The organism is Pontibacter russatus (assembly GCF_009931655.1).
In the GTDB taxonomy this organism is placed as follows: Bacteria; Bacteroidota; Bacteroidia; order Cytophagales; family Hymenobacteraceae; genus Pontibacter; species Pontibacter russatus.
Genome location: NZ_CP047984.1, coordinates 512,804 through 526,014, shown reverse-complemented (window position 1 = coordinate 526,014; position 13,211 = coordinate 512,804). Strand labels below are relative to the sequence as shown.

General features: G+C 55.9%; 10 protein-coding genes. 2 read left to right on the top strand and 8 right to left on the bottom strand.

Annotated features, from left to right (window positions below; translation table 11 throughout):
- Positions 1–88 precede the first annotated feature (88 nt).
- The 3 genes from GSQ62_RS02125 to GSQ62_RS02115 all read right to left on the bottom strand — a co-directional run bounded on the left by GSQ62_RS02125 (position 89) and on the right by GSQ62_RS02115 (position 4,105).
- Positions 89–1,450, bottom strand: coding sequence for a sigma-54-dependent transcriptional regulator (locus GSQ62_RS02125; RefSeq protein WP_161887977.1), 1,362 nt, complete (start codon positions 1,448–1,450; stop codon positions 89–91).
- A 462-nt stretch (positions 1,451–1,912) separates the two neighbouring features.
- Positions 1,913–2,740, bottom strand: a complete 828-nt coding sequence (locus GSQ62_RS02120) for a DUF1206 domain-containing protein (RefSeq protein ID WP_202621825.1) — start codon at positions 2,738–2,740, stop codon at positions 1,913–1,915.
- A 75-nt stretch (positions 2,741–2,815) separates the two neighbouring features.
- A complete protein-coding gene (locus tag GSQ62_RS02115; protein WP_161887976.1) occupies positions 2,816–4,105 on the bottom strand; it encodes an acetyl-CoA hydrolase/transferase family protein in 1,290 nt (429 codons plus the stop codon).
- 333 nt (positions 4,106–4,438) lie between these two features.
- Here GSQ62_RS02115 and GSQ62_RS02110 point away from each other — a divergent pair, with 333 nt between their 5' ends.
- Entirely contained in the window at positions 4,439–5,026 is a 588-nt protein-coding gene (locus GSQ62_RS02110) for a DUF4136 domain-containing protein (protein ID WP_161887975.1), read from the top strand.
- Positions 5,027–5,127: 101 nt separating this feature from the next.
- On the opposite strand, the gene GSQ62_RS02105 is transcribed toward GSQ62_RS02110, so the two are convergent.
- The 3 genes from GSQ62_RS02105 to GSQ62_RS02095 form a co-directional block, all read right to left on the bottom strand.
- Positions 5,128–7,125, bottom strand: coding sequence for a cation:proton antiporter domain-containing protein (locus GSQ62_RS02105; RefSeq protein ID WP_161887974.1), 1,998 nt, complete (start codon positions 7,123–7,125; stop codon positions 5,128–5,130).
- A 109-nt stretch (positions 7,126–7,234) separates the two neighbouring features.
- Complete coding sequence (locus GSQ62_RS02100; RefSeq protein ID WP_161887973.1) at positions 7,235–7,891, bottom strand: HD domain-containing protein; 657 nt, start codon at positions 7,889–7,891, stop codon at positions 7,235–7,237.
- 193 nt (positions 7,892–8,084) lie between these two features.
- Positions 8,085–8,654 (bottom strand): hypothetical protein, encoded by a 570-nt coding sequence (locus tag GSQ62_RS02095; RefSeq protein WP_161887972.1) that lies wholly within the window; start codon positions 8,652–8,654, stop codon positions 8,085–8,087.
- A 291-nt stretch (positions 8,655–8,945) separates the two neighbouring features.
- On the opposite strand from GSQ62_RS02095, the gene GSQ62_RS02090 reads away from it, so the two are divergent.
- Positions 8,946–9,572 (top strand): cytochrome c oxidase subunit 3, encoded by a 627-nt coding sequence (locus GSQ62_RS02090; RefSeq protein ID WP_161887971.1) that lies wholly within the window; start codon positions 8,946–8,948, stop codon positions 9,570–9,572.
- A 377-nt stretch (positions 9,573–9,949) separates the two neighbouring features.
- Here GSQ62_RS02090 and GSQ62_RS02085 read toward each other — a convergent pair whose 3' ends face one another.
- Together GSQ62_RS02085 and GSQ62_RS02080 are read right to left on the bottom strand one after the other, a co-directional pair.
- Entirely contained in the window at positions 9,950–12,466 is a 2,517-nt protein-coding gene (locus GSQ62_RS02085) for a gliding motility-associated C-terminal domain-containing protein (protein WP_161887970.1), read from the bottom strand.
- A gap of 131 nt (positions 12,467–12,597) precedes the next feature.
- Entirely contained in the window at positions 12,598–13,194 is a 597-nt protein-coding gene (locus tag GSQ62_RS02080) for a hypothetical protein (protein WP_161887969.1), read from the bottom strand.
- Between the last annotated feature and the right edge of the window lie 17 nt (positions 13,195–13,211).

Sequence of the window (13,211 nt, the reverse complement as noted above, 5' to 3'; positions counted from 1 at the left end):
GGGAAGTGCCTGTACTCACCTCCGAAGCCGCCGCTTTGGCAAAGCATCCGGCCGAAAAACTCTGAGACATATGCAGCTGTTGTTGCGGTTACTCTATTTTCAGCTCCTTGTCCTGTATCATCCGATAGATGGTGGACTTGCCTATATCCAGTTTATCGGCCACCAGCAGCACATTGTGGCTGTAGTTGTTGAGGAAGCGCTGGATGATTTCGGTGGTGTAGGCCCTGAGTGTTTTCTCCTGCGCCAGAAACGGCGCCTCTCTGTCGGCACCCGTAGCCAGCACAACATCATCGGCCTGTACCTGATTGCCGTCGGCCATCACCGCCGACAGTTCTACGATGGCTTTGAGCTCGCGCACGTTGCCGGGGTAAGGGTAGGAGAGCAGTTTCTCCTGGGCGGCGGCCGAGAAAGTTTTTTTGCCCAGGCTGTTCTCCCTTGCGAAATCCTGCAGGAAGGTTTTCGCCAGCACCAGCACATCGCCCCCGCGCTCGCGCAGCGGCGGCAACTGCACCGGCAGGCCCAGCAGGCGGTAGTACAGGTCTTCCCGGAAATTGCCCTTCTTTACCTCATCGGCCAGGTTTTTATGCGTCGCCACGATGATGCGCACGTCCACCGGCACCACGCTGTTGCCCCCCAACCGCGTAATCTCCCTTTCCTGGAGCACGCGCAGCAGCTTGGCCTGCAGGGTGATGTCCAGTTCCCCGATCTCATCCAGAAAGATGGTGCCTTTGTCAGCTTCCTCAAACCGGCCCAGGCGGCGGGAGAGGGCCCCGGTAAAAGCGCCCTTCTCGTGCCCGAACAATTCGCTCTCGATCAGCTCCCGGGGGATGGCAGCCACGTTCACGGCCACATAGGGCGCCTTTTTCCGGCTGCTGTTGTAATGCACGGCTTTTGCTGCCAGCTCCTTGCCGGTCCCGGTTTCGCCGGAGATGGACACCGTGATGTTGGTTCTGGCTGCCCTGTCGAGCAGGGCGTACACCCGCTTCATGGCTTCGCTGTTGCCGGTGATGAAGTTCGTGAAGTCGTATTTCTGCCCTATCTGCTCGCGCAGCTGAGCAATCTCCTGGCGGAGGGAGGCGTTTTCACGGATTTTGCTGATGGCCATCCAAAGGCGCTCCGGCGTGTCCTCGTCCTTCACAATGTAGTCGTAGGCGCCCTTCTTCAGCAGGTCCACAGCGGTGGCCACGTCCTCCTGCCCCGATATGACAACTACCTGCGTGTCGGGGCACTGCTCCTTTATTCTTTTGAGCACCTCCGCGCCGTTCTTGTCCGGCAGCGAGTAGTCGAGCGTTACCACGTGCGGGCGCAGGTACAGGCTGCTGAGGCAGTCCTTGGCTGAGTGGAACTTTGTGAGCTCGTAATCCGGGTTAGCCGACAGGTGATACTCCAGCAACTCGCTGTACCAGACGTCATCCTCTACTATAAAAATCTTGAATGCGGGATTCTTCATCGCAAATTGCACAAAACTTACTGGCGGCACAAAGCTGCAAATCCGGTACAATAGGATTTAAAGCAGCCGGGGTAATAGTAACCTGCGCCAAAGTTAATGGCAGTAAACGAATATCATAGCGTTAAAAGGTTTAATTTTAGAAGATTAAGCGCGATAGTTTGAAAAGTATAAACCTATATTGTAATTTATATACTATCGACAGGTTTTGTGCAATATGGGGAGGTTGCTGCTCTGCTTTTTGCTTTGGCTGGCTGCCTTCGGGCAATTTTATATATAGGCCTACCCGTTGCCGCACCTTCCGATCCAGGGAAATTTACCAGCTGATCCAGTGTGCTGGCGGTCATGTCTCCAACTTCTGCCTGCTGCCACCCCCGCAGGGTTGGGCATAAAAAAGCCTGCCCAGCCAGTCGCCTCTTTCAAGGCACACGGCAGGGCAGGCATGTTGCGCGTGGCGCTTATATATCAGGTATATATAGGTTGGTATTTAGCGCGCATAAACATGAACACGCCATAGCAGATAAGGCCTACTGCAACGGCACCCAGCACAAAGGAGCCGTAGGACGACTGCTCCAGGAAAGCGAAGGCGCTGCTGCTGCCACCCGCCTGCTGCGGGTCAGACTGCAGCGCCGCCTTCAGAAACAGGTAGCCGATCACGGCCCACACAACGCCCCTGGCTATATAGCCCAGTTTTCCGGCCTTGATCATTTTAGACTCTATGTCGCTTTTGAGGCCGGCGCTTCTCACCTTCTTCCGGTACTTCTCCGATAAGCCGTAGTAAATTTGGTAAAGTCCAATTAGAACGGTGGCCACCGCCAGTATCCCCACCAGCCATTGCCCAAAGGGCTGCTGCAGCAGTTCCCGCACCAGCGATTGCCGGGAGTCGCCGCCACCGCCGCCGTTACCCAGCGCCATTTTTGCCGCCAGAAATGCCAGCCCGCCATATATAATCCCGCTGAAGGCATAGCGCAGGCGCTTTGCCCCGCCTTTGGCATCCGAGCCTTCGCGCTCCGTGTCCTGGGCAGCTTGTATAAAGCGCCAGATCGCGTAACAGAGCAAGCCAAGGGCCACCAGGCCCAGCAACCATTTTCCGAAAGGCTGCTCCAGGATAACCTGAAAAACGCCTGATTTGCCAGCTTCCTGTGTCGATTTTCCGCCAAATTCGAATGCCGCCATAAAGGCGATGATGCCCACCAAGCAGTAGACCACGCCCTTGGCCGTGAGACCCACTTTGGCGAAAGTCTTCACCCACTCTGGCGGGGCGGAGGGTACATGATAAGAAATATCAGCCATATCTTTATGTTTACAATTTATAGTTCCATTTCCTCACATACACGTAAACATCATATAATCGTTGTAAAGTGAGGCTTATATATAACGGAAACGCTTCACCGCTTCCTCCTCCAGCCGTTCACGGTGGTCGGGGTGGGCAATGTTGATGAGCGCCCTGGCGCGCTGCCGCAGGTTTTTGCCGAAAAGGTAGGCCACGCCGTATTCCGTTACCACATAATGCACGTGTGCCCGCGTGGTGGTGACGGACGCGCCATGGTTGATGAACGGCGTGATGCGTGAGATGCCTTTGTGTGTAGTGGACGGCAGCGCGATGATGGGTTTGCCGCCTGCCGACAGGGCGGCGCCCCGCATAAAGTCCATCTGCCCGCCGATGCCCGAGTACTGGTAGGTGCCGATGGTGTCGGACACCACCTGGCCCGTCAGGTCTATCTCGATGGCGCTGTTGATCGCCGTCACTTTTGGGTTGGAGCGGATGATGGCCGTGTCGTTCACGTAGTCGGTGCGCTGCATCAGTATAAGCGGGTTGTCATCCACGAAGTCATACAGCGCGCGGTTGCCCACAATAAAACCGGTGGCGATGCGGCCGGGGTGGCGGTACTTGTGCTCGTTTGTGATCACGCCTTTCTCCACCAGCGGCATCACGCCGTTCGAGAACATCTCGGTATGGATGCCCAACTCTTTGTGGTTGGTGAGGCTGCCGAGCACCGCGTCGGGAATGGCCCCGATGCCCATCTGCAGGGTGGCGCCGTCCTCCACCATCTCGGCTATATAGCGGGCGATGGTCCTTTCCTTCTCGGTGATGCGCTGCGTGTAGTCCACCTCGGGCAGCGCCTCGTCAACCTCTACCAGCACATCGAAACGCCGGACGTGGATAAGACCGTCGCCGTGCGTGCGCGGCATATGCGGGTTTACCTGCGCGATCACATGTTTGGCGCTCAGCACCGCCTCCCGTGTCACATCCACCGACACGCCGAGCGAGCAATAGCCATGCTTGTCGGGCGGCGAGACATGCACGATGGCGACATCCAGGGGCAGGATACCGGTGCGGAAAAGCTGCGGGATATCGCTCAGGAAGATGGGTATGTAGTCGCCCCGGCCACTGTTCACGGCGTCGCGCACATTGGCGGAGACAAAAAGCGAGTTGATGAAAAACGAGTCCTTGTAGCGCTCTTCGGTAAGTGGAATGTCGCCGTAGGTGGTAATGCTCACCAGTTCCACATTCCGCAGCTCATCGGCCCGCTCTGCCAGCTTCCGGATCAGGTACTGCGGCGTGGCGGCGCTGCCCTGGATGAACACACGGTCACCAGACCGGATGATGGAGAGGGCTTCCTCGGCTGTTTTGTAAGTAGTGCTGTATGTTGGCATGAGATTCTGTTTTTACTTTAGATAATCGTATATAAATGACAGACTGTAAGCAAATAATCATCTTCTGAATACTTCATATCAAGGGCCATATTCCCTGCACAAGCCTTGCACTAAGGCTCCTCGCCGGAAGGGTTTCCGGTGCCCCGCTATGATTATACTCGTTTCCGGACGTAAATGATAACGCTTTTCGGGCGTTTGCGATGCTGAGACCTTCGTTATACCTTTACCGGGAACAGGTGCGGCAAAACTAACCGGAGGCGGCACACCATAAAATGATGCTTATCACCGGGGGGCGCCTGCTTCCGGAAAATAATTGTTTTGATACCAGAACCTATGAAAAAGAACTTACAGACGCTCCTGCTGCTTGGCCTGGCAGCCACGGCCTTCGCTCTGAACTCCTGCGTCACCACCTCGGGCGCCATCGGGGCCAATGCCATCAAAGCGCCCTACGCCACCCCCGACAGGTATAAGACCTACGCCTGGTACCAGCCTGCACCGGCCGAGAAAGCTGATTACGATAAAGGCTACAGCAAGCAGCTCCACGAGCATATACAGCGGGCAGTGGAGGAAGAAATGGAGGAGCGGGGCTACCGCAAGGACGCCGGGAAGCCGGATGTGCTGGTGGCGTACGATGTGAGCGTGTCGGTGCCGGAGGAGAAGGACAGAACCTCAAAGGCGCGTCCCGGCTTCGGCTACAGCTATGGCTATATGGCCGGCTACCGCTACAACTACGGCCACGCCGACATGCCCGGCTACCGCAGCGTGGATCTGTTCAAGGAAGGCACGCTGATCATCGACCTGGTACACCCGCAGTCGAACATGCTGTTGTGGCGCGGCTGGGCCGAGGGGGGAATCAGCAACTTCAAAGCCGGCTACAACAGCGTGCATGGCCAGGTGGAGGAGGTGCTGGAGAAACTGTAACTGTGTATGGCATTTCTGAATCAGGCTATCAATGAACCTGTATATGCCAAAGCCATATACAGGTAGGCATCGCAGCAGGGGCTTCACGTTATCCTTGTTCTTCAGTCCGCCTTCAGGTAATTGTTGAAGCGGAGCACCTCGCCCGGCTTGCCGACAACATATATGATATCCCCCTGCTTTATATAGGTGCTGGGGCTGATGTTGAGCAGCGTCTCGCTGCCCCGCCTGATGGCCACCACCGTCACGGAGAAGCGCTGCCGGATGCCGGACTCCAGCAGGGGTTTCCCTACTATCTCCCCCTCGTCGGCAAACACCCGCAGGCTGGCCACCTCAATCTCTGGCAAACCCAGGTCTGCGTTGGCGGACATATAGTTTTTCCGGCCCGTCATGCTCCGCAGCATGTCGTAGTTGTCGGCGCGGATCAGTTGCGTGAACTCCTCAATCTCATCCCGGGGCAGGAGGTACTTGTTCAGCACCCTTGTGAAGATCTCGATGGAGGTCTCAAACTCCTCCGGGATCACCTCATCGGCCCCTATCCTGTAATTCTCCTCCATCTCCTGCACAAAGCGGGTGCGCACGATGATATGGGCTTTGTCCGTGATTTCCCTGATGCTGGCGACGATGCGCCTCGTCGCCTCGGCATCCGAGATGGCCACCACCACCACGCGGGCTCTACGGATGTTGAGATGGGCCAGGATCACGGGGTGTACCGCGTCGCCATATATGATTGGCTCCCCTAGCCTGCGCTCCCGCTTCACAGTAACGGCATTGAGTTCCACCACCACATAAGGAATCTTCGAGTGCCGGGCTGCCCTGGCCACGTTGCGCCCGTTTATCCCGAACCCGATGATGACGATGTGATCGTCCAGGTCCGGGAGGTCGCCGTGCCCGCCTGCGGAATCTGGGCCAAACGGCATCGGCTCCTCACCGGAGGAAAAAGGAGCCCCGATGAAGCGTGCAATCTGCTGGTACGACTCCACCACAAACGGCGTGATGGCCATGGTGAGCAATGACACAGACAGGAAATACTGATAGTTGTCCTCCGACAGCAGGCCGCTCTCGATGCCTGTGGTGGAGAGAATAAAGGCAAATTCACCCACCTGGAAGATCGAGAGGCCCACCAGCAGCGAGATACGGAGCGGGTACTGCAGCAGGCGGGCCGCCACCGTGGCCACAGCGCCCTTGAGGAGGAACGTGAGCAGGGTGAAGACCAGAACGAGGGGCAGGTGCTCCAGCAGGAAGTGAAAATCCAACAGCATGCCGATGGACACAAAGAAAAAGCTGGTGAACAGCTCCCGGAAGGGCAGGATGTTGCTGGTGGCCTGGTGGCTGTATTCCGATTCTGAGATGATGAGCCCCGCCATAAAGGCACCCAGCGCCAGCGATAAACCTAAACTGGAGGTGAGCCAGGCTACAGCAAAGCAAATCACGACCACGCATAATATAAAAAGCTCCCTGCTTTTTGTGCGGGCTACCATATAAAGCAGCCTGGGCACCAGGTACCGGGCGCTGACCAGCACAAACAGAATCACAAACACGCCCTTCAGCGCCATCACGAGCAGGGCGACACCGATATTGCCGGAGTCTCCGGCCAGCAGCGGCGTCAGCAGCATCATCGGCACCACCACAATGTCCTGAAAAATGAGGATGCCCAGCACCACGCGCCCCTGCGGCGCGTTCATGTCGCCTTTGTCCTGCAGCAGCTTCAGGACGATGGCCGTGCTGCTCAGCGCCACCAGGAAACCCATGAAAATCCCCTCGCTGTGGCTGAAGCCAAGAAGCAGCATCACCAGCCACACCAGCCCGATGGTGGCCAGCACCTGCACCGTTCCGCCGAGCAGCACCGTCCGCTTGATCAGGACCAGGCTCCGGAGCGAGAACTCTATCCCGATGATGAAGAGCAGCAGGATAACGCCAATCTCGGCGAGCATCTCAATGTCGTGCGTGTCGTTGATGAGGCTCAGGCCGTGCGGACCGGCAATCACGCCGGTGGCCAGAAAGCCCAGCAGCGTCGGGAAACGGAAACGCTGAAACAGCAGAATGACCACGATAGCCAACCCCAGGATGATGACGATGTCTGAGAGAAAAGGAATATCCATGGGCTAATTTATATAGGAGCGGCGGCTAAGTGTCTCAAAGTTGAGGGAATGCTTCCATCTGTACCGGCAGTGCCCTGCATCCAGTTTTGAGCGCCCGCTTGATGGTTCATCAGATTTTACCTTCCCATTCTGCGTAAAACTGCTTCAGGAACCCCTCCATGTAGCGGTGGCGCTCTTCTGCAAGTTTCCGTGCGGTTTCGGTATGCATACGGCCTTTCAGCAGCAAAAGCTTCTCGTAAAAGTGGTTGAGGGTGGGGGCGGTGCTGGACTTGTACTGTCCGAACGAATTGTGCAGCACGGGCTTTATGGAGGGGTTATGTAGCTCCCTCCCTTTATGGCCGCCGTAGGCAAAGGCACGGGCGATGCCGATGGCGCCTATCGCATCCAGCCGGTCGGCGTCCTGCACCACGCGGCCCTCCGGCGACTTCATCTCAGAAGAGGTGCCGGCGCCCTTGAAGGATAACTCGCCTATGATGGAGCAGACATGAGCTGTTTCCTCCACACCAACATTGCATTTCAGGAGCCAATCCCTGGCCATGCGCGGGCCAACTGTCTCATCGCCGTTATGGAACTTATGGTCGCCGATGTCGTGCAGCAAAGCCGCCAACTCCACTATATATAAGTTCACCTGCTCCTGCGCCGCAATCATCTTCGCGTTGTTCCAGACACGGTAGATGTGCCACCAGTCGTGCCCGGAGCCTTCCCCCGACAGCAGCACTTCTACATAGGCGGCGGTGGCAGCAAGGATTTCCTGTTCTGTCTTCATGCAATGTAAGCGGTTTAGAACTCAAAACTGAACATAAAAAGTGGAAGGGGCAAGCCTCGGGGTGCGTGAACGGTCTTTAACTTTATGGGGAGCGCCAGAAACAACCGGTGCTGCTTATTGGGGGAAGTTATATAGCCGAACAGGCGTGGAGCATATATATGACCGAGAAAACTGCTAACTTAGGCCGGTGTTGCTACAGGTTGTACCAATAGGCTTTATCGATGCTGACCAGCACCCGGCCTGTAAGAACCGGCAGGTATTTGACGGGCAGCGAAGCCTGGAAGTTTTCCAGGTTCAGGTCGAAATTGGTGGAGAAGTAAAACGAGTTTTTATCCGACAGGATGGCGATGGGAACCACGGTTTCGTTATTTATGCCCTGCAGAACGATGGTGGTGGTGCGGTTGGTGGTGGATGGCACGAAGACCGCCGCATTCAATTGCTCCTCGGGGGCTGCGATAGAGATCAGCAGTTCCGGGTACTTGGCCCCGAACAGCACTTCGTAAGCCATGGCCGGCGGTATGGTGTCGTTCAGTGGCACAAGCGTGGCAACCGGCACCACGCATTCCAGCGTATGCCGGTCCCTGTTGTGGCGCACGAGCATCTGTTCTGACTTAAACTCGTATCGCTGGCCCTGGCCCTCGAAAGCAATGAGGATGGTGTTATTACCGGTGTAAGGCTCCCGCTCGTCCTGCGCGATGGCCTGCGCACCGAACAGGGAACTGAGCAGCGCGAAAAAAAATATGCGGAGTATGTAAATTTTCATAAATTACATAATTGAAGGAACGTCCTATGTTTTAACGCAGTTCTGTCGGTAAGGATGTTCAACAGGAGCTGCTTTCGGTGGAATAGGCATTGACAAGGCAGGTGAGGCGCAACAAAATCCGGTTAGGGTTGTTTACGGGAAAGAGACGTTTTAAGCAGAAATTAATTGGGAAAAATGCAAAACTAAAAACGTCTGCACAGGTATAAATAGAGTAGGTAAACGCAAAGCTGCGTTCTGGTTATAGCACTGCGTGGAAATTTTATATACCCATAGGCGATAAAGGGGCTGAGAATGGATTCAGATAAGAAAAAGCAAGTAAACGCGACCCAGCGCTCTGCCTTCCGGAGCATCGAGAGGATGCATCCCATCCGGATGCTGCTTTATCTGAGCATGATCGGCATCGGCGTCCTGTTTTTCATCCTGACGGTGGCCTTTGCGCGAACCGGCGGCTTCCCCGACGAACAGTTTGAGCTTCCCAACTTTTTCAGTGTGAGTGCCATCCTTTTGCTCTTCAGCAGTTATACCATGACGAAGGTGCCCCGCATGTACAAAAAGGAGAAGCTGAAGAAGATGGTCCGCTACCTGGCCCTGACCTTAACCCTGGGGGTCCTCTTCATCGTGGCGCAGCTGATCGGCTGGAACGAGATGGCTGCAACGGGTGTGTATTTCTCAGGCAAAGCGTCGGGCACCTACCTCTACCTCATCTCGGCGCTGCACATCCTGCACCTGCTGGGCGGCATCATCTTTCTGTCGTTCATGCTCTTCAAAACCATCTACGTGGCCTCCGACGGCGTCCGGAGCCTTATCTTTATCCGCGACCCGTTCCGGCACCTGCAACTGTCGATGCTGAACAGCTACTGGCACTTCATGGATTTTCTGTGGCTGGGGCTGTACCTGGTTTTCCTTTTCATCGCATAACCCAGGCATCTTTATATAAAGGAGGAGAGCCGGCGTAAAAGCCGGCTTTTTTGTTGCGGCTATATATGGCTCAGGTTGCCGCTTCCCTCCGCCACCGGTATGAAAATCCATCCTATATTTTCTGGTGAGTAAAGCTGCTATATGCGGAAAGGTGCTCACTTAATAGGAGTGGGGTGGCAAGCACCTGAAACCACGCTGTTATGTATACCGCAGCCATATATGGGAGCCAAGCGAGTTGTGGCGCCATTGTCGGCTGGGGTTCAGCATTGCCCGCATTAGGCAGGTTACTTATATATAAGCAGACCATATATAAAACACGGAACCCATTTTTTTTTGAATGAGGAAGGCCCGTGCTCTATATATAGCATAACGTTCTACTACCTGACAAGGGTGACAGATCCTCTGTATTCTGTTGTCTTGTAGTCGATTACATAGAAGTAGACGCCATCATTCACCTCGCTGCCGTCCCAACGGAAGTTGCTGCTGGTGTTGAAGAACACCTCCTGGCCCCAGCGGTTATAGATGCGGATGCTGGAGAAGACGGCAGAGCAGAACTCGGAGGGAAGGTCAGGTACTTCGAAGAAGTCATTTTTCCCGTCGCCGTTGGGGGTGAAGATGTTGGGCGGCACGTAATCCTCTATCTGCGGCACCTCAATTCTGAATTCCATGGTCAGCAGTTGCGGCGACGGGTCACAGGCATCTTCTGCCAACGTGAAATTTACCCGCACCACCCCCTTCTCCGCAGCCTGGCAAAGCGCCTGCATCCTGAAAAGCCCGGCTGCATTGCCCTTGCCAGTGGTACTCTCGAAGCTCATCCCATACTCCTCCAGGTTAAACCCATCCCCAGCCGCCGTGATAATCAGGTTGTCCAAATCGATGTCTGTGCCTGCCAGTTGTGCCTCAAAATTATCGTTCAGCTTCAGGTCGAACGTCAGCACAGGCTTGTCTGAGGTGAGCACGGGCGCATTGTTCGGGCTGTTTACCCGGAACTCCAGCACCAGTTCCTGCTCCATGTCCGGGGCGCAGGCATCCTCCTTCAAAATAAATTTAACCCGGATCGCATCTTGGGAAAAGGCGATGCAGGTCGGCGTCCAGGAGAAGACGCCGTTTGCCTCACCGTTGCCGCCGGTGCTGGTAAAGTTCATGCCGTAGTCGGCCAATGTAAAGCCTTCTCCCTCTGCCAGCAGGGTCAGCAGGTCCAGGTCTATGTCCGCCCCAAACAGCTTGGCGTTGAACAGTTCCCCCACCTCCAGTTCTATGACCCGTTCAGGCTGGTCCGAGGTGAGGGTGGGCAGGTTGTTTGTCCCCTCCGGCTGAACCTCAATCGTGACGGTGCGGGTAACGGTTTCGTTACAGGCCGTGGAGGTGACGTTGAAGTCCACTTTATAGGACTCCTGCTTCATCGTGTTGCAGTCTATGTTCCAGACAAAGGGAGAGCTGACCTCTCCGGCGGCGCTGCCTCCTGTAAAGGTGATGTCATGTTCTGTGAGCGAGAAGCCCTGGCCCTCGGCGGTTATGGACACCACATCCTCGTCCGGATCAATGCCCAGCACATCAAACGTAAGCTTGTCGCCGGACTTTACTTTGAATAACCGTTCTGTGGTGGAGAGCGAGATAGCGGGCGGCGCATCCGGGATGGGAGCTATCTGGAGGCGCAGGCGCACCGTATCCTGGCGGGGAAGGCTGCACCCGTCGTCCTGCACAATAAGATCCAACTCATATACTTTCCCTTCGGTGTCAAAGCAGTCGGCAAAGCAGAGCGTGGCCTTCAGCGAGTCCAGGGCCGCCCCCTGGTTTACCATGCCGCTGGTGGTGCCCACGAACGTGAAGTCCTTCTCAGAGAAGTTTACCGGCCGCGCCCGCAGCGAGACGAACTCACTCAGGTCAGGGTCGGTGATAAACACGTCTACGCAGCGGTTGCCGGTCGGGTCGATGCGCAGCACGGTGCCCGCTTCGTAAAAGTCTTTTTGCCCCTGCTCACGCGCCCTCACCTGCGGCGACTGGTTGCGGGGGCAGTCGAGCACCAGCACCTGGAAATCGCGCCGGACCTCGCCTATTTTCCTGCCGCCCCTGAACTCCTGCGCGCGGATGCCGAACACGAACAGGCCTTTCTGGCTGGGCCGCATCGTCAGTTGGCCCGTGCTGGCGTCTACGCTGATGGGCGGGGTGCCCGGCACCTGCGCCGTGGGGCCGTAGCTGGGCCGCCAGGTAATCTCGGGGTAGGGAGCTGGCTCCGGAAGAACGGTATAGACCGGCATGGCCGGGGTAGTGTAGCCGTTCAGGGGCGTTACCATATCGTACACAATTGAGTCGCCGTCAGGGTCGGTGCCGTTGAAGTCGAAGTAGAAAAGCTCGCCGACACAGGCGTAGTCGCTGAGCGGCGGGAAAAGGATGGGGGAGGAGTTAACGAAAGGCTGCCCGTTCAGCACCACCGGCGGAAACTCCATATAGAAGGTCTGGGCGGCGCTCTCCGGGGCCACAATGTTGTTGATGGTGTTGTTGCGGCAGCATCGCTCCCAGGTAACGTAGTAGCCGCTGGGGCTGTCGAACACGCTCGGGTCAAGGTAAACCGTCTCATAGTAGACGAGCTTCCGGGTCACGAGCTCCCCAATGGCACAGTCGATGTTGGTGTAGGGCACCAGCGACCGTTCCTGCAGGTACATCACCTGCCAGCCTACCCGCTGGTTATTGGCCTTGCTAAATACGTTCACCGTCACGTACGGGTCAAGTGCGCCGGGGTCTCCGTTCACCACGTCGAAGTACAGGTTCAGTTTGAGCCTGTAGTTGAAGCCGCTCAGGTGCTCTAACTCAAACTCGCCGCCTACAATATGGGTGGCGCCCGCGCTCAGCGAAAGGAAGAAAGCGAAAAGAAATGTAAGTAAACGTTGCCTCATGCACACTCCATATAAATTTCAATGCGATGCTGTTTTAAATGTATCTAAAATTAATGTAATTTAAAACGGGATTTTGCGTATATTTCTTCAGTAAGAGAAGCTCACGGGCATAAGGAATTGAGCACAAGGAATTACTTTTTATCTTCCTCTTCCGGTTGCAGCACCTTCTCCAGCAGGTCGTCGAATGGGAGGGGCTGAGAAAAATGAGAATCGTTATAGGCGTTGGCTATGAAACGGATATAGCCTGGGCGCCGGTTCACCCTGATATAATCGAGCAGGATATTGCCGTACAACTGGTTGCAGAGGCTGGTGCCCGGCAGGTCGGAGGCGGGGGGCGTCAGCAGGTGTTTCTCTACCTGCTCCGTGTAGCGATCATGGCTGAGCTTTAGCTTGTCGCAGCTGTGCAGCGTGTACCCGAGGGCCTGTGCCCGGTCCTTCAGCAGGTTGAAAAAGAAGGAGAAATTCTCTTCCCCGATGCTGGGGTCATAAAAAAGGATAACGCCCTGCTGGTGCGTGTCGCGCACCGCCTGCACCCGTAGCGGGCTGTTCAGGCCCGCTTTTGTGTAGTGATATGACTTGAAGAATGCCTTTGCCCACTTCAGGTAGGCCTGTTGTGCCACCCATGCTTCGTAGGAGGCTATATACCTGCCCGACCGCCTTAACCTGGTGCAGGTGGCTTCGCCGGTGGTACGGCCCAACAATCGCTTGAAAAACTCGTTTATTGGCATGCGATAATTTACCCGTA

Bases quoted from the DNA above. Each gene is read 5' to 3' on its own strand.
- GSQ62_RS02125 (WP_161887977.1), bottom strand. From the start codon at position 1,450: ATGAAGAATCCCGCATTCAAGATTTTTATAGTAGAGGATGACGTCTGG.
- GSQ62_RS02120 (WP_202621825.1), bottom strand. From the start codon at position 2,740: ATGGCTGATATTTCTTATCATGTACCCTCCGCCCCGCCAGAGTGGGTG.
- GSQ62_RS02115 (WP_161887976.1), bottom strand. From the start codon at position 4,105: ATGCCAACATACAGCACTACTTACAAAACAGCCGAGGAAGCCCTCTCC.
- GSQ62_RS02110 (WP_161887975.1), top strand. From the start codon at position 4,439: ATGAAAAAGAACTTACAGACGCTCCTGCTGCTTGGCCTGGCAGCCACG.
- GSQ62_RS02105 (WP_161887974.1), bottom strand. From the start codon at position 7,125: ATGGATATTCCTTTTCTCTCAGACATCGTCATCATCCTGGGGTTGGCT.
- GSQ62_RS02100 (WP_161887973.1), bottom strand. From the start codon at position 7,891: ATGAAGACAGAACAGGAAATCCTTGCTGCCACCGCCGCCTATGTAGAA.
- GSQ62_RS02095 (WP_161887972.1), bottom strand. From the start codon at position 8,654: ATGAAAATTTACATACTCCGCATATTTTTTTTCGCGCTGCTCAGTTCC.
- GSQ62_RS02090 (WP_161887971.1), top strand. From the start codon at position 8,946: ATGGATTCAGATAAGAAAAAGCAAGTAAACGCGACCCAGCGCTCTGCC.
- GSQ62_RS02085 (WP_161887970.1), bottom strand. From the start codon at position 12,466: ATGAGGCAACGTTTACTTACATTTCTTTTCGCTTTCTTCCTTTCGCTG.
- GSQ62_RS02080 (WP_161887969.1), bottom strand. From the start codon at position 13,194: ATGCCAATAAACGAGTTTTTCAAGCGATTGTTGGGCCGTACCACCGGC.